The organism is Rhodobacteraceae bacterium IMCC1335 (assembly GCA_039640495.1).
Taxonomy (GTDB): Bacteria; Pseudomonadota; Alphaproteobacteria; order Rhodobacterales; family Rhodobacteraceae; genus Thalassovivens.
The window spans coordinates 1,671,263-1,688,539 of sequence record CP046864.1 but is presented as its reverse complement, the minus strand read 5'-3'; the positions used below and the strand labels follow the sequence as shown (position 1 = coordinate 1,688,539).

Sequence of the window (17,277 nt, the reverse complement as noted above, 5' to 3'; positions counted from 1 at the left end):
TCAAATCACCTTTATTAAAAATTTATGTTTACGGAAGTCCAAAATTGCGGATCACGGTTCGAAGGATCCACCGAGGAGGCTGCCATACTTAGACGTTGGGCCAAGCTTAAATCTAAACTCAAACGTTTGTTTGAAAATTGCACTCCAAGCCCGGCACCGGCGAGACGGCGCGTGTTTTCACCAGCATTCTCAGCCACTTGCCCAAAATCAAGAAATAGATACGCAGCTGAGACCGAATTTAAAGGTTCATGAAGTTCAAACTGACCCAAAAAACCGTTACTTCCGCTTGCCTCTCCCACCGGATAAGCGCGAATGCCATAGGCCCCCCCTAAAGAAAAACCTTCCAGCGAATTTAAATTTTGGCGACTTGCGGCTTGAAAAACCAGCCTGCTTTTCAAAACGGCTGAACGCGCGATCCGTTGATGCTGTTCAATATTTCCAGATAAGATAACAGCCCGACCTTGCACGGCACCAGCTCTATCGGAGCTCACATTTGTCGCAGCAACCGTTATCTCTCCAAAGCGTCGCGTGGCCGTTAGCTGTGATTGCTTTCGCTCGAAACTTATCCCAAATTCGAGTTTCTCATTGGCACGTTTTTCAAATTTTGCGCCGGCCAACATCTCCACTATTTCATCCTTTTGAACTCTTACAAACCCATCTGTTTCTTTTTTATTTCTTATCAGGAGTGGATAAGAAAACTCAGCTAGATATCCGGTTGAATGCCCCTCTAGCGGATCAAACTGATCCGATAAATCATATGTACTTCTTGATATTTCCGCTTTGACGCGCCCACCGCTATACCCAATGGGGCGCGCATAGCCGATACGGCCCAAATAAAAAGTTTCACTCGTCTTCATAAACGTCATATTAATTTGGTCACCAAAAATCACTTCTGGTATAAGCGTAATGTCAACACGGCCACGGTTTTTCCCAAAAAACCGACTTCCATCATTTGCTAAGTTTAAAGTGCCAAACGCATGAGGGGTCGGTTCAATTCTTACACGCAAATCACTTTGACCGATTTTTGCGCCTGGAGATAATGTATACTCTGTCTCAAATCCCGGTAATTGAGAGATTATACCAATTTTTCTGATTAATGGATCCGAACGAATAACAGCATCTGTTTTTAAGTCATTTAGATAGGCCGTTACTTGTGGCCCATACGCCGCATCCCCCTCACTATAAATTTTACCGTATTGACCCTCTAAAATTACGATAGAAACAGTATTATTTTCAATTTTTTGATTAGGAATGATAGCGCGTGCAAGGAAATAACCCTGATCACGGTAATGGCGTGAAATTTTATCAGCAAGTTTGAAAAGTTCCATAAGGGAAAACGACCGAGAAGGCATTCCACCAATGACGGCTAAAATATCTCTGCGCGTAAAAACCGTGTTATTTAAAAATTTTATATTATTTATAAAAACCTTTGCGCCAGCCTCTTGTGGATCAAACCGTTCTATCGGCGGCGCCTCAAAAATTGGCAATGTATTTTTTAAGTTTAGGGTTTTAGCAGGCGGTTTAAAGTTGTTTTTTAAAGCTCCCCCTGTGTCAATTGTTTCTGCTAGCCCATAAAGGTTAGAGACAAACCAAAGAAGAGCGCTTATAAAAAACAAAGGCAAAACCACAGGGAACTGTGATTTAAGTAAAATGACCTGAGCGAGTTTTTTTATGTTCATATTAAATATTTTCGAGTAAAATTAGTTAAGTAATAAATTTATTTAAGTGCTAACCAGCCTAAAATTATCTCTCTATAAGGCAGACAGACGCCGTTAATTGACGCCCAGCCCGACAACCTGAATTATTCGCTGGCACAAGGTAAAGTTTTTCTAATTCATCAACCTCTACGTTTTTGTCATATGAGTCGTACAAAGAATTTAAGTCTTTTGTCTGGCCCCCAACGCTTTTCAATACGATTTTCAGCTTGATATCCGTATCAAACCGCAAACTTTTAGGGTTTTCCAATGAAAAACCATCGGAATCTTGACTTGAAAAAGCCAAAGCGTTTGAATTACGTTTATCAATATATGTGTTTTCTTGGAAGCTGCCCGATAAGGTTGCGGGTTTGTTTAGAAAACTCGGAATATTCCCTAACGCGTTATTTAAATTGGTTTCCTGATCGCTCAAGCCATCGGTATTTCCATATGTTTGCTTCACAACGTCTACAGTGAAACCAGACGGAAAAAGCAAACTATAGTTTCTTCGATCAGCTCCGATTAGGGTGAGCCCAGCGATAGTTACTGGAACATCGCGCGCAACGTCTGCCATCAAAACGTAACCTATAGCAGTCCCTGCAAGGCTAACATTATCTTTTTCATAAGGAGCAATTCTAGGATTGCCTTCTAGACTGAAGCTAGAATCTTTAGAATATACAAACGACGGTGGTCTCACCCCCGTAATGCTCAGCGCTTTCACCGTGATCCTGGCCTCAACATCCGCCGTATTGGCCAGCGTGTAATTGCCCGCCAGACCCCCATTCGCACCATCGACAAGCGTGTAGCGCACCGTCGTTTTATAATCGCCAATATCCTTGCTGCCCAGCTCAAAAGCGCTAGCCGTGGCTGTAACCGTCTCATTTCCCACAAAGCCCGATAAATCCCCCGGCGTGACAGAGCCCGCGCTCTTCGTGCCATCATAGATCCTATCCGAAATGCCCGGAGCAGAAACGCTCAGCGCTTTCGCCGTGATCGTGGCCGTGGCATCGTCATGCTCGGATAGGCTATAATTGCTCGCATTAGTCCCGCTCAGGCTTAAACCCAAAAAGCTTACCGTTTTCCCGCTGCCAACATTTTTATCCCCAAACGCCGCACTGGCCGAGCTTTGAGAAACGCCAATATCATCGCCTTCATAGGCTTTGCCATCATCGCTACTGCCCGCACCCACAGCGCTCAGCGCCAATAGCGCGGCTGTGCCGACAAGCTCCGCAGAAACCGTGCCATCATAGATCTTATTCGCCGTGCTCAGACCAGAAACGCTCAGCGCTTTCGCCGTGATCGTGGCAATAAGCCCTGAGGATTCAGCAATCTGATAGCCATACACTTCGGCGCTATTATTGCTCCAACTGCCTTTTGCACGCGTGAGTGAAACATTTATATTTTCGCCCACGTTCTTTGAGGCCAAATTACCCGTGGTGGGTTTGCTCAAGGTTACAGTATCGCCATCAACCGCCCCCGTGATGGATCCATAATTTGCCTCGGTGAGCGTGGTGATGTTGCTCGACCCATCATATGTTTTAGAGGCGCTGCCGATAAGGGATGAACTGAGGGTCGGTGCTAGCGTGTAAAGAAACCCATTTTCAGACCCCTCCACGCTCGTGGTGCCATAGATCGCATTATATTGCTTGAAACCATATGCAAGGCCGCCGCGGGTATCCCCCGTTGAAATATTAAACGGATCTTCGTTTGCCGACCAGACCAGCCATCGGCCAGAATTTGCTGATAAGGCTGCGTCGCCAGCCTCATTTTGAAAAGATTGTCCGGATAAAACGATCGCATCGCCGCTGCCGGATGCGGTCAGCGCGCCGGAGTTTAAAACGATTCCACTGCCATCAGTGCCCCCAAGATTGACGGCCGAAATTGTAGCCGCTGAGATGGTTCGTAAACTTATATTACCGCTTTCAGAATTTGTTTTTGCAGCGCCATTCCCAAGCGTAATAGAGACAGCCCCCGTACCGGCATCAAGACTCACGCCATCGGCCATTGAAATCTCCGCAATGCCCGCATCGCGATGCGCATCCACAACGCCATTCGCAAGCGTGTCATTCCCGACCAGCGTAAGATCACCATTTCCGGTGGTCATATTTGCGTTCAATAAAATGCTGCGCCCCGCCTGCAGCGTCAGCCGCCCTCGTGACTCTCCCTCGGCAACGCTGAGGGCGCTTGACACTGTGATATCATTTGAAGCTTGCAAGGTCACATCTGTGCCGGATGTGACAAGATCTGATATCGCTGAGGAAGCGAATGTAACGGTCTCCGAGGGCTGTTGCGCAAACGCACCTGCATCATCGGGTAAAGAGGCCGCATCATAATGAAACAAATAAACCGCGCCCGAATTTGCGGAGGTATTTTCCGCACCGCCATTCAAACTAGACCCAACCGCCAAGTAATCTCCCGCACCATTTAGCGCCACCGACATGCCAAATTGATCATTTGTAGCAACTCGAACGTCCTCGTCAGATAATGTGGAAAGATTCACATCATTATCACCCGAATACCCTGCCCCAATCGTTCCAATTTGCGTCGCGCCATTAAAATCTGAATCGCTAAAAGCAAAAGCATATACTGCACCCGAAGCGCTGATAGAGTTATCACTGCCATCATCAAAACCGGCCCCAACCGCCAGGCGATCCCCGGCAGTATTCAAGGCAACGCCTGTGCCGAAGCGGTCTCCGGCTTCTAGCCCACTCACATCAAAATTTTTGCCCCCAGAATATCCTATTCCAAACGTGGCCTCTAAAGCTGCCCCAGAAAACGCGTTATCATTAAAGCTAAAAAGAAATACGGCACCGCTGCTAGTCTGCGTGCCATCCGCAGCCTCGGCATTGTGAGCTCCGACGGCCAATCGATTTCCCGCCCCATTCAATGTCAGGCTCCTGCCAAATGCATCATGCTTTGCAAGCGATGAAACATTAAAGCTTTTGGAAAGAGGGCTATCGGCATCTTCATAGTTTTTGCCAATAATCCCTTCCAAACTTGCACCTGAAAACGAACCGTCGTCAAATTTGAACAAGTAAACCGCGCCAGTGCCTCTCGTCGCATTAGGATCATCAACGCCACCAATAGTCGCTCCATCATCCCCACTAGCCCCTATCGCCAAAAGCGTCGCGTCATCGCTTAGCGCGAGCGATGTGCCAAACTGATCGCTGGCGGGATTTTCTACCGCTCCCAGCAATCTATCGACAGAAAAGTATTTACCACCAGAATAACCTTTTCCAATCACAGCCTCGGTTTCAAAATTTGAAATCGCGCCGTCGGTATCAGTGAAACTGAAAAGATACACAGCCCCCGCTTTGGCATCTGTTTCATCCTCATCCACATTAGCAAAGTCATCGCCAATCGCGCCGACAGCCAGTCGATCTCCCGCGCCGTTGAAGGCCACAGAAGCCCCAAAATTATCACTAACACTTAGCCCCTCTACGGGGAAGTTTTCGTTCAGGCCAATGGTGGCGTTCAATGCCCCCCCGGAGAATGTATTATCTGAAAAACTAAATAAAAACACCTTGCCTGAATTTGAAACACTTCCACCATTCTCAGATCCATCAGCAAATAGGGCTCCAATCGCCATACGATTCCCAGCAGCGTTCAAAGCAACCGCCCTGCCTGCATTATCACCATTTGAAAAAAACCCAGACGTATCTAGGTTCTTTCCGCCGGTATATCCAAGGCCTATAATACCATTATAGTTCCATCCAGAGGCATCGGCCGCATCACCCAAGGTGATATTTTTAGGATCAAGCAATAAATGACCACCAGGGCCGGTTTCGATGGATTTCAAGCCGATATAGCGCAAGTTATTTGCCGAAGAAATTTCAACCGAACCGCCATAAAGCGGACCTTTAGCCATGATCTTCCCCAAAAAAGTGGTTTGTTGATCTGACCAAGCGATCGCCGTGCCACCCCGGCCCTTCCCGGAAGAGACATCAATCGACACGCCATCATTCACAAAAAGCGATTGGGCTGAGGAAAGATCGGGCAAGCTGCCCCATAGATCTACAAAACTATGGCGTAAACGCTCGGCTGTATCTGGGGTTTTTCCACCTTGGAACGCGCCCCCTAAGCGCACCAAACCGCCCAATATTACGCCAGAGGCGGTGATTGAATTGGATAAAAACCGCGTATCGGGCGCCGTAATATCAATGCGACCGCCATTTTCCTGATGCCCAATTGCGGTAAAATCGGCAGATGAAAAAACTTCCGTGCTGCCTGTGAGAATGATATCGCCACCCGATAAAAACCCATCTGCCTGGTATAAGGCGCTGGATGTTTCGGTAATATTTTCAGCAGAAATTGAAATGGATCCACCATCCTCGCTTGCTGAATTGGCGGTAATGACACCTGAATTATTAAACCTTCTTGACACATCCAGCAGCACTTCTCCGCCAGCTTGCGCCGCGCCACTGGCCGAGGCGTCAATTTTTCCAGCTTGCGTCAGGTGATCGGCTTTAATTGTAACGCGACCGGGTTTTTTGCCTGCAACCGAAAGTTGCGAATTCTCTGATATGCGCACGCCACCATTGCTGACCAGATAGATATCGCCCGCTGCGTCTTTGGTCAGAGCGGTTGCTTCGCTTATACCCGCATGATTTACGACCGTAGCCATCAAATCATTGGCGGTTTGCGCGTTCAATATGAGGCGGCCGCCTTCAGCCTGTATCGCCCCACCTTGCTCAATTTTGGCATCAAGGGCAGCTTTTTCGACCGCAATGGAAAACCCTGCTCCCAAATCAAGGCGGACCTGCGATCCAGCCGCTAACCCGACATGCCTGGCTTTGATACGACCATAATTTTCTATCTGCGCCGCGATCAAGGTTACAGACGCGTCACCACTCGTGTTGAGGGCGCGTAAATCGCCATTATTGATGATTGAGCCAGAACTTTCACCTTTGAATAAAAATGATTCATCTGCGCTAAAAAATCGCTCTTGCGAGCCAAGATGCAATGTTGAAGCAAGCAACCCTCCAACATTCACTTGGGCATCTGAGCCAAACACAATGCCAGATGGGTTGATCAGAAAAACCCGCCCATTTGCTTTCAGCGCGCCGTGTATATGCGATATATTTCCATTCGGCACGGTGTTCAAAGCGATTGATCTGGAGGAGGGCTGAACAAAATTGACTGTTTTATCAGCTCCAATCGAAAACTCATCCCACAAAAGAGACACGCGATCACTGCTTTGAAAAACCTCAACGCTATGCGTTTGCCGGGTGATAACCGCCTGACCGCCCGCAACAGATCCGCCATGCGGCAAATCTGCCGCAAAAAGAGGAGCGCACACAGCGATACAAACAGCAGAAAAAAATGAAATTTTTCTGGCTTTGGGATGAAATAGCCTGCGATAGAGTGCCCGAAATATATTCAAAATACGTACTTTAACAATATGCATAGATCACCCAAAATAAGGATTCTCTAAACGAAAAACACGTCTTTCCAGCGTCTTTACGCGCCCATGACGGGTTTAACTTTAGAGCTTAGGCAATGACACCATGCGGGTCAGAATTTAACAAACAGTTCAAATAATTTTCTTTAATACAAAAAAAAGAAACAATATCGCACTGGAAGTCAATCAAAATATGGATCTCCACGCTGTTTTCAAGCTGTGTATATCAATAATCCCTGCTCACCCTTCAATAAATATAGATAAAGTACGCCATACTAGTTGCTGTTTTTATTTACTTTTATAAAAATTAAAAATGCGCAATACGTGTTACCCTTTGGGGTTTGTCACTCAAAGCTTTTGACCGGAACCCATTTCAGATTTACTTTAGCGCTCTTTCTAGGAATAATTTCGTTTCGCTGTGTTGCGGCGCGCCAAACAGGCTTTGCGCCGAGCCTTCTTCTAAAATAGATCCATCCTTAAGAAAGCAGACCTGATCGGCGGCCTGCCTTGCAAAACCCATCTCATGCGTGGCCAATATCATCGTCATACCCTCAGATTTGAGCTGCAGCAAAACATCTAAGACTTCTCCCACCAATTGCGGGTCTAAAGCAGAGGTGATTTCATCAAAAAGCATCACTTCGGGGCGCATCGCCAATGCCCGCACAATCGCAACGCGCTGCTGTTGCCCGCCTGAAAGTTGATCTGGATAATTATGCATGCGATCGGCGAGATTAAAACGCTCGAACAAAGATTCAACTTGGGGCCTAAACGTATTGCGGGGGAGGTTGTGCACCCGCCGCGGCGCCAACATGGCATTTTCAAGCGCGGTCATATGCGGAAATAAATTAAAGCTTTGAAATACCATCCCGATGCGCCCGCGAATAGCTTGTGGATCCAAGCCAGGCTGGGAAATATCATCACCATCAAGAAAAATTTCACCATCATCAATTGGATCTAAAAGATTAATACATCTGAGCAAAGTTGATTTTCCAGCGCCGGACGCGCCGATAAGACACACCATTTCACCTTGCTGCACATCCAAACTGACACCATTGCACACCGTGTTTTCGCCAAAACGCTTCACCACATTGCGCAGTTTTACCTTACTCATCAGCGTCTCTCGCGCGTTTGTTTTGCCATTAAATAATCCGCATAGCGTGTGGCGGGAATGGTAACGGCCAAAAATATGATCGCGGCCCCAACATAAGGTGTGAAATTGGCAAGCAACGACTTGAACACACCGGCCTGCCGAAAAATCTCAACAGGGCCAATAAAGCTGAGCAGCGAAACATCTTTTTGCAGAGCGATAAGCATGTTCATCTGGCTTGGAACAACGTTGCGAACCGCTTGAGGCAGTATCACATCGCGCATGGCTTGGCCTTCCGATAGGCCAAGCGATAAGGCCGCCGAACGTTGGCTGTGATGCACGCTGTCGATGCCCGAACGGAAAATTTCGGCCACATAAGCGGAATAGGTCAGAACCAAAGCAACGGAGCCCCAAATATAAGGGGAATTCCACGGCCTTGGCAGACCCAAGCCCGGAATTCCAAAGCCAATCAAATAAACAGTCAAAATAACCGGCACACCGCGAAACACATCCGTGTAAATCGTTGCAAAAATCCGCAACGGAAATAACGTTGGCGCGCGAACATTCCGCGCCAAGGCGATCAACAGCCCTAAAACCGCTATCGAAGGCGCCGACCAGGCAAAGATCATCACGTTAACCTTGAACGCATCCAAAAGCCTGGGAAAAGACTTTGCCAAAACCGCCCCGTTGAAAAAACTTTTCTGAACTTTTTCCCATCCAGGCGTCAAAGGAACCAGCATGATTAAGGCCAGCACAACCACTGCCGTGCTGGCCGCTGCAACCGCCAAGGACCTTCGCCGCCGCTCAGCTTCATAAATCTCGCGACGCGTAGCGCTCACAGCGTGCCGTCTGCTCATTATTTGATTAACGGAACGCCGGTTGTATCCTGCAACCATTCAGCTTCAATCGCAGCCAAGCTTCCAGTCGCAGCCAATTTTGTAAGGGCTTGGTCTACACAATCTTTTAACGCGTTTCCATCTTCCATTAACATTCCGAACTGATCAGGATTATCGCTTGCATCAGCCGAAAATTGACCAATCACTTTTGAGCCTTCAATCATCACAGCACTCAGAAACAACGCCGTCGGCAAATCAAAAAGCGCGGCGTCAATCTGGTTGGCACTTATCGCGGCATTGACATCTGCATTATCCGCGTAAAGCAAAATTGCACTTTCCGGCTTTACAACGTTTTCCAATTTAGAAACCGCAGTTGTTGATCCGACTGCGCCCCATTTCAAACCCTTAAGATCCGCCATAGTCGGCGCAGTATCGACGGCCCCTTTGCCAACCAAGACGGCCATCGGCGCCGAATAATAAGGAACTGAAAAATCGACAACGATTTCACGTTCTGGCGTGATTGAGTATTGCTGCATATTCAAATCAAAGTTTTTTGCCCCTGGTTGAATCGCTTCGTCAAATGACGTTCTCACCCAGACCACATCTGCGGCGGAAAACCCCATTTCTGACGCCATCGCATAAGCAACTGCAGCCTCAAAGCCTTTCCCGCTTTCGGGCGCGTCATCCATCACCCAAGGGTAATAGGCTGGATTTCCAGTGGCAATTGTTAGCTTACCATCCGTCAGCGTCTTTCCCGCGGCACAATGCCCCCCCGCATGCGCAGCCGAGGTGACCAATGCGCTGGATAACAGCGCAAATACAAAACGTTTCATCATCTTACTAATCCTTATTTATGAGCCATCGACAAAAGACTATGGGTTGCGCACTGAGCTGTCCACCAAAGATATTGCCAGGCGAATTTCCTGCACAGTCTTTACTTTGTAAGCGAACATTCCCTCAGCAAATAAATTACGAAATCTGCGCTCTGACGCGGTGACTGCAATGACAGGCTTGCCAGTTGCAAAAGAAAACCAAATTTCCGCGGCCATGCTAGAATCGATATCTTGACCGGTAACCAAAAAAGCCGCCAGATCCGCAGCCTGAAGCCCCCATAAGTCATTATTGAAGATTTTATCTTTTGTTTTTTTTGCTCATATTAGCTGATGAGTGGTTCTGAGCAATTTGCCCGTCACCCAAATCTGTCAGCTGCCAGCGATATCCAAACCGACAAACGGCAGCACATCAGTTATGTCTTTGCGCCAATAGTAGACACGATTCAAGTCGCTTTAGGTGAGCGATAGTTTGGTTCCTTGGCTCAAAGTCGTCAAACAAGTCCCGTTAATGACAATATGTCTGTGACGATCAGCATAAGAGCTAGTCCAGTGCCAAGCTGAAATAATGCATTGCGGTCAGAAATTTCCGTTCCTCGGACTGTCATGATAACAAAGAATAAAACAATGTTGGCCTATGGTAAGTAGAAGTACATTGGTTGCTCCTTTGATGGGTTGCTGCCAAATGATGTGCCGTCCAGCTCTCACGCTTCGATTCCGGTTTGATCTCTATGGGGCAAAAAACAATCATACCCGTCGGCTTATAGCTCATAGGCGATATCTTGAAGACAGCCTCGTCCAAGAGCGTTAAATAGCGGGCCTGCGATATATATGGTTTTAATCAATTTGACCTCAGTTTTCTAAATGCCAAAAAATGGAGCTCATTGCGCTTTCCCAACACATCACGGTTGCAACGCCCCGCTTCAGATCGCTGACCGGCGAGTATAATCCTTCAAAAAGCTCACAAGGCAGCATCGATGCAGTGGAAGGTTTGAAAGCCGCAAGGCTTAAATATAGTCAGTAAAAAAGGATATGCTTTACCTTCACTTTTAATCTGAAACGCTCTATCAGCTTGACGGCAAATTCTAAAATAATTTATGCGCCCCCAAATCCTGACCATCCAGACCAGTCTTTAAAGCTTGGCGATAAAACGCCTCCAAGCTCTGGTCGCCAAATTCTGGGGTGTTTTGCGCAGAATATACTGACAACTCTGGATCCCAAAGCAACATCGACTCAGTCGCATAATAATGTCCGATATTTACAAATTCGCGTTTGTCAGCCAAACGACCCGACAGCAAAGAAGGCCCCGCCAAGACGCCGCCGATCACTTTGAAAAGCGCGCTGGGAACGCGCCGAATTTTTTCGGGCTTTTGCAAAAGGCGAAACAATAATTGCGCCTGCTCTATTGGCGTAATCGCAGGGCCAGGCCCCCCGATCGGTAAAATCGCATTGTGGCGTTTAATATCGTTTAAACATCCGCAAATATAAGCGGCCAAATCCGCTTCTGAAATTGGTTTACACGCCGTTTGCAGGCCATCATCGAACATCACAAAGGCTTTCCCAGCCTTTACCTTTTCTACCTGCCCCGAGAGTGATTTGAAAAACGCAGTCGGTCGCACGATACTATAGGTAAGACCAGACGCCTGAAGCTTTTGTTCAAATGCGCGCTTGGCATGTTGAAATTCCAAGCGCGGTTTTTGTACGCAAATCGCCGATAATAGAATATAGTGCTCGACCGCCCATTCTTGCGCGGTTTCCAGCAGCGTCATATTCGCGCGATAGTCAACCAACCACGCGTCTTGGCGCCCCCCCGTGCGCGAAGCAATACAGGAAATAATCGCTTCAATGCCCGAAAATCGCTGCGCCAACTGCTTTACTGCAACGGCATCGGTAACATCACAAATTTCATAAATCACGCCATTAAGGGGTGCTTTGGGCATCCGTCGCACCGGGCACAACACCTGATACCCCTTCTCTACAAGGGCCTTTGCCACTGCCGAGCCGATATAGCCGGTGGCGCCTGCAAGCAAAATGTCACACATATCTGACGTTTACCAGAAAAGCTTCAACGCGAAATATCATTGGTTTAAACAACGGCAACTCGGCCAGAAGGTCAATGAATTTCTGGGTTGAAAGGCCCGTATCAAACTTTGAAAGCTCTGGCCTTCATTCACAAAATCGTAATCGGGTTAGACAAAGTTTGCCGGCGCGTCTGTAATCGAAAATTCGGTAAAAACGGCCATGCGCGCGCTTGGTTTTGATTTCGCTTTCGGGGTTTCCACCGCATCGGAAAAGGGCATCAGCAAGCGGTGAATCACTGAAATACAATCTTCACCCAAGGCTGACAGAAGGTCGTCGCATAAATAGCTCTGAATCAGTTCATCCACCAACCTTGCTTCTTCTATGGTGATTTTATTGGCGCTTAAAATCGCTTCAAATGCCTGAAGCACGCAATTTGAGAAAACAAATTGCTTGCGCAAAAGCGCATGGTTATTTTCGGCTGGGCCTTTTTCAGACAGAGCCAAAGACAGCAGCGCGCTACGCATCCAGCTGGCCGGTTCAATCGGGGTTGGTGTGGCTGAATTGGATGGTTTAAAATCAGCAAGGTTCATAGCAGCGCTCCGGCGATAGATAGGGCATTTCGATTGAAGAAATTTTGCAAGTTCTGTGCCAGTCTTATTGCAGCCCCTGCGGGGGTTAAATTTTTTAAACGCAAAGCGCATGTTCCCAAAGATTTACACCGCAAACCTTTCTTTTAACCTCAAAAATTTTCTGAAAACGCTTGAAACAATGCTAAAAATATCAATACTGGTATTATTATTTTAAACGCAAACACTCAAAAATACACATTTTTAGACAACTCATTCACGCCCCGATGCCTATCAACTTCGTTTTACACTAATAATTCGTTCTGCAACCTAATATTAAGAATACTCAAAAAGTTTAGAATTGCGCATTTTTTATTGAATAAATAGCGCATAAAAGTCTCAAAATTACTTTTATTAATTTTTATTAAAAAGGGCTTACATCATGACCGTCTGGCGCAATTTAAACATAGGTACGAAAGTATTAACCGCACTTTTGCCGCTTATCTTACTTTCGATCGTTTTAGTATCTTCGATATCAATCGACATTGCCCAACGCGAACTTGAAAAGCAAGCCTTCAACAAACTCATCGCAACGCGCGAAATGAAAGCGGCCCAGGTGGAAAATTACTTTTCGCAGATCAGGCATCAAATTGAAACTTTTTCGGAAAACCACATGGTCATTTCAGCGATGAAGGATTTCGCAGAAGCCTTTAAAACAATCGCAGAAGAGCGCAACCTTACGCCGGACGCCGAGGCCGCGCTGCAAACCCGCGTCGCGGAATATTACCAAGGGGATTTTTTACCGAAACTTGCTGATAATTCACAAACCACGCCTCATTTCATCGATTATTTTCCAAACGAAAAAAGTACCCAGACCCTTCAGGATTTATATATTGCAAATAATCCCAATCAACTGGGGTCAAAACATAAGCTTGCTCGTGCAAGCGATAACAGCCGGTACAGTGACCATCATGAGCGCTATCACCCGGTCTTTCAAAATTTTCTAGAAAAATTCGGCTATTACGACATTTTTCTAATTGATATTGATACGGGGCATATCGTGTATTCCGTGTTCAAAGAAGCCGATTATGCAACCTCGTTGCTCACAGGGCCCTTTGCCACCAGCAATTTGGGGAAAGCCTTTCAAATTGCCAAAACAGCTAAAGCGCCAAGCTTCACATATTTGATTGATTTTTCGCCTTATGCGCCCTCTTACAACGCACCCGCTTCCTTCATCGTCTCGCCAATATTTGAGCAGGATAAGTTATTGGGCGTTGCAGCGTTTCAAATGCCTGTGGATCAGATCAACAATATTATGACCAACAACCAGAATTGGCGGGATATGGGTTTGGGGGAAAGCGGCGAAACCTATATGGTCGGTTCGGATCTTACGCTTAAAAATGAATCCCGCTTCTTGATTGAAGATCCCTCTGGTTACCTCGCACAAATGGAAAACCTCGGAATGGAGCAAAATTTACTGCGTGAAATTGAAAAATCAGGGAGCGTCATTGGCCGCCAAAAAGTGGATACAACAGCCTCGCAAATGGCCTTAAAAGGTGAAACCGCATCATTAATCATAGAGGACTATCGAAACATTTCTGTATTATCGGCGTTTAAACCCTTGGCGATTAAGGATGTAGATTGGGCAATTTTAAGCGAAATTGATGAAGCCGAAGCTTTTGCGGCAACGCATAACATGCGCAATACTATTTTAATATTTGTCGCACTGATCATTGCCGTCATCGCCGCTGTGATCGTTATATTTTCGCGGCAAGTGATTTCTAAACCCATCAACCAAATGCTGGATGCTGTCGAAAATCTTCGTGCCGGTGAAGGGGATTTAACACTCAGACTGCCCGATTTTGGTAGCAATGAAATTGGCCAAACAGCTGCCTCTTTAAACGGATTTATTCAGCGCATTCAGTTGATCATGCAGGATATAAAAACCGCTGTAACATCGGTTTCAACGGCGTCGTTGCAATTGAATGCCACCGCGGAAAGTTTTAAAACCAACGCGGGAACGCAGGCAGGTTCCATTGAGGAAACCAGCGCTGCACTAACGCAAATCAGCGTCTCGATCACCCAAAACGCTGATAATGCCCAATCGACCAACACGCTTGCCTCGCAGGCGGCCTCCTCAACCACTGAAGGCAGCGAAGCGGTGAAGCAGACCGTTTTGGCAATGAAAGAAATTGCGGGTAAGGTGACCTTGATTCAGGATTTTGCTTACCAAACGGATCTGCTGGCTTTGAATGCGATGATCGAAGCGGCCCGCGTGGGAGAGGCCGGAAATGGGTTTGCGGTTGTGGCAGACTCGGTCCGAAGTTTGGCCGAAGACAGTCAGATTGCGGCTAAAGAAATCAGTGACCTGGCTGAAAATAGCCTGCAGATCGCAGAAGAAGCGGGCCAATTGGTCGAAAGCGTGGTTCCCAATATTCAAGAGACCGCACAATTAGTTCAAGAAATTGCCTCGGCCTCAGAAGAGCAAGCAAAAGGGGTTAACGAAATAAATGAAGCGATGAAAAAACTTGACGGAGCGGCAAGCGAAAGCAGCGCCGCATCCACAGAACTGGCCGCCACCTCCGATGAATTCAACAAAATGGTTGAAAAAATTGAAAGCCAAGTTTCAAAATTCAAAAGTGAATAAATAGCCCATGCTGCCATAAAAATTTACAGTAGAGTATGCTTGAAGGTTTTTCAGATAAATGCGCCTGCGCAGGCAATCATTCTCTGTATTCATCGGCTCCAGGATATTTCAACGGTATAATTGGCAAAGTCTCTGAAACGCAGCCTCTAATCACTTGCCAGAAGTCTTAAATCAATTTCAACCATTTCTTGTGGGTGTTTTGGCTTTTTGAGATCTAAATGTATTTTCCAAAAAATACACCGACGCCAGCCTCGCAAACATTCATATTTTTCCACGGTGCTTTTGTTTCAACAACAACACCTTGTTTGCAAACGAACAGCTATTCATTAGCCACCACTCGAAAGGATTTAGTGCATTCTGCCTACAAGGTGGGAATGGGGTAAAACTGAAACGCAGTTCCAACCAACCTTGCTGAAAGGTGCGGAAGACCCAAAAAAATTATGGCGGCAAAACCTTCTAAGCTAGGCTCTGTCTGAACTCGAATTGAAATTAAACAGAGCGGAAGACGGTTTTGGCTTTGAAAATGATCTGCGATTGGTTAGTTATTTGCGCTAGAATTTTATAACGAAATAGGGAGATTCGATAATGATGAACAAACTCTTGGTAACAGCGGCGGCGCTGGCGCTAACAGCGGTGTCTGCTTCGGCAGAAACCATCCGCTGGGCGCGCGCAGGCGATTCAATCACCTTGGATCCACATTCACAGAATGAAGGCCCAACCCATGCGCTGGCGCATCAAATGTATGACCCGCTGCTGCAGCGTGATATGTCGGGTGCGATTATTCCTGTTTTGGCCACCGAATGGGCGGCTCTGCCGGATAATCCCAATATCTGGCGATTCAAATTGCGCCAGGGCGTCAGCTATCATGATGGCGCAGCCTTTGATTCTGAAGATGTGGTGTTTTCCTTAAACCGTGCAATGGCCGATGGTTCGGAAATGAAAGAATTGCTGTCATCGGTGAAAGAGGTGCGCGCAGTTGATTCTCATACGGTGGATATCGAAACCCATGGTGCAAACCCGCTACTTATCAACAATTTGACAAATATGTTCATCATGGACAAAGGCTGGGCCGAAGCCAATGATGTGATGACCCCGCATGACGTTGCGAAAGGCGAGACAAATTTTGCGACGATGAATACCAATGGCACTGGCGCCTTCATGCTGGTGAGCCGCTCAGTGGATGAAAAAACGGTTTTAACCGCCAATCCGAATTACTGGGGCAAAGATATTTACCCCAATCAGGTTTCTGAGCTTATTTATACGCCGATCCAATCCGCGGCAACGCGCGTTGCGGCTTTGCTATCTGGGGAAGTGGATATCATCCAAGATGTTCCAGTTCAGGATCTTGGACGGGTCAGCGCAACCGACGGGTTGAGCGTTGGAACCGCCGCGCAAAACCGCGTGATCTTTTTCGGTTTAGACACGAAAGAAGGCCCAACCAGCAATCTTAAGGTTCGTCAGGCTATGAATATCGCGATCAACCGTGATGCCATCAAGCAAGTTGTGATGCGCGGCCAGTCAGATCCAACCGGCGTGATCATGCCGCCCTTTGTGAATGGTTGGACAGAGGCGCTGAATGCCTACCCAACTTACGATATTGAAGCTGCAAAAGCATTGATGGCAGAAGCCGGCCTTGCGGATGGGTTTGATATTACGCTGAATTGCCCCAATGATCGCTACATTAACGATGAAGCCATCTGTCAAGCCGCTGTTGGGATGATGGGGCAGATTGGTATTAACGTGACCTTAGACGCCAAACCAAAAGCTCAGCATTTCCCAATCGCCAAAGGCGGCGAAGCGGATTTCTACATGCTAGGATGGGGCGTTCCAACGTTTGATTCACATTATATCTTTAACTATCTGGTGCATACACAAACCAATGATCGCGGATCATGGAACCCAACCGGATTTTCGGATGCTGATGTCGATGCGATGATTGCAAGCCTTGAATCTGAGACTGATTTGGCCAAGCGTGATGCAACGATCGCGTCTATTTGGAGCAAGGTTCAGGATGCACAAATGTATCTGCCGATCCATAACCAAGTGCTGAACTGGGGAATGAAAAGCAATATTGAATTTGCCGTACAGCCTGAAGATCAGCCGCATTTTCAATTCTTGAAAATGAACTAAGAGCCATGGCCACCAGCCGCCTATCAAAGCGGCTGGTCGCTTTCATGTGGACCCACGTATAATC

At 47.0% G+C, this 17,277-nt stretch carries 10 protein-coding genes; 2 read left to right on the top strand and 8 right to left on the bottom strand.

Annotation, left to right across the window (positions count from 1 at the left end; translation table 11 throughout):
• Positions 1-14 precede the first annotated feature (14 nt).
• From GN241_08010 to GN241_07975, 8 genes are all read right to left on the bottom strand, one after another.
• Complete coding sequence (locus GN241_08010) at positions 15-1,679, bottom strand: hypothetical protein (protein XAT57317.1); 1,665 nt, start codon at positions 1,677-1,679, stop codon at positions 15-17.
• A gap of 64 nt (positions 1,680-1,743) precedes the next feature.
• Positions 1,744-7,101 (bottom strand): filamentous hemagglutinin N-terminal domain-containing protein, encoded by a 5,358-nt coding sequence (locus GN241_08005; protein ID XAT57316.1) that lies wholly within the window; start codon positions 7,099-7,101, stop codon positions 1,744-1,746.
• A gap of 373 nt (positions 7,102-7,474) precedes the next feature.
• Positions 7,475-8,206 (bottom strand): ATP-binding cassette domain-containing protein, encoded by a 732-nt coding sequence (locus GN241_08000; GenBank protein XAT57315.1) that lies wholly within the window; start codon positions 8,204-8,206, stop codon positions 7,475-7,477.
• Positions 8,206-9,039 (bottom strand): ABC transporter permease subunit, encoded by an 834-nt coding sequence (locus GN241_07995; GenBank protein XAT57314.1) that lies wholly within the window; start codon positions 9,037-9,039, stop codon positions 8,206-8,208. Before GN241_07995 ends, GN241_08000 begins: the two co-directional genes overlap by 1 nt.
• The gene (locus tag GN241_07990; GenBank protein XAT59220.1) at positions 9,039-9,851 is read right to left on the bottom strand and encodes a transporter substrate-binding domain-containing protein; all 813 of its coding nucleotides are present in this window, start codon (positions 9,849-9,851) and stop codon (positions 9,039-9,041) included. The genes GN241_07995 and GN241_07990 overlap by 1 nt, the downstream gene beginning before the upstream one ends.
• 39 nt (positions 9,852-9,890) lie before the next feature.
• Positions 9,891-10,148, bottom strand: a complete 258-nt coding sequence (locus tag GN241_07985; protein ID XAT59219.1) for a hypothetical protein — start codon at positions 10,146-10,148, stop codon at positions 9,891-9,893.
• Between the two features lie 785 nt (positions 10,149-10,933).
• A complete protein-coding gene (locus GN241_07980) occupies positions 10,934-11,890 on the bottom strand; it encodes an NAD(P)H-binding protein (GenBank protein ID XAT57313.1) in 957 nt (318 codons plus the stop codon).
• A gap of 147 nt (positions 11,891-12,037) precedes the next feature.
• The gene (locus GN241_07975) at positions 12,038-12,460 is read right to left on the bottom strand and encodes a hypothetical protein (protein XAT57312.1); all 423 of its coding nucleotides are present in this window, start codon (positions 12,458-12,460) and stop codon (positions 12,038-12,040) included.
• 418 nt (positions 12,461-12,878) lie between these two features.
• On the opposite strand from GN241_07975, the gene GN241_07970 reads away from it, so the two are divergent.
• Together GN241_07970 and GN241_07965 are read left to right on the top strand one after the other, a co-directional pair.
• Entirely contained in the window at positions 12,879-15,083 is a 2,205-nt protein-coding gene (locus GN241_07970) for a HAMP domain-containing protein (protein ID XAT57311.1), read from the top strand.
• Between the two features lie 585 nt (positions 15,084-15,668).
• Positions 15,669-17,213: an ABC transporter substrate-binding protein gene (locus tag GN241_07965; protein XAT57310.1), complete on the top strand. Its 1,545-nt coding sequence runs from the start codon at positions 15,669-15,671 to the stop codon at positions 17,211-17,213.
• The last annotated feature ends 64 nt before the right edge of the window (positions 17,214-17,277 follow it).

What these genes read in the sequence shown, in the direction of transcription:
- GN241_07965 (XAT57310.1), top strand. Translation starts at nt 15,669, where the DNA reads ATGATGAACAAACTCTTGGTAACAGCGGCGGCGCTGGCGCTAACAGCG.
- GN241_07975 (XAT57312.1), bottom strand. Translation starts at nt 12,460, where the DNA reads ATGAACCTTGCTGATTTTAAACCATCCAATTCAGCCACACCAACCCCG.
- GN241_08000 (XAT57315.1), bottom strand. Translation starts at nt 8,206, where the DNA reads ATGAGTAAGGTAAAACTGCGCAATGTGGTGAAGCGTTTTGGCGAAAAC.
- GN241_07995 (XAT57314.1), bottom strand. Translation starts at nt 9,039, where the DNA reads ATGAGCAGACGGCACGCTGTGAGCGCTACGCGTCGCGAGATTTATGAA.
- GN241_08005 (XAT57316.1), bottom strand. Translation starts at nt 7,101, where the DNA reads ATGCATATTGTTAAAGTACGTATTTTGAATATATTTCGGGCACTCTAT.
- GN241_07980 (XAT57313.1), bottom strand. Translation starts at nt 11,890, where the DNA reads ATGTGTGACATTTTGCTTGCAGGCGCCACCGGCTATATCGGCTCGGCA.
- GN241_07990 (XAT59220.1), bottom strand. Translation starts at nt 9,851, where the DNA reads ATGAAACGTTTTGTATTTGCGCTGTTATCCAGCGCATTGGTCACCTCG.
- GN241_08010 (XAT57317.1), bottom strand. Translation starts at nt 1,679, where the DNA reads ATGAACATAAAAAAACTCGCTCAGGTCATTTTACTTAAATCACAGTTC.
- GN241_07970 (XAT57311.1), top strand. Translation starts at nt 12,879, where the DNA reads ATGACCGTCTGGCGCAATTTAAACATAGGTACGAAAGTATTAACCGCA.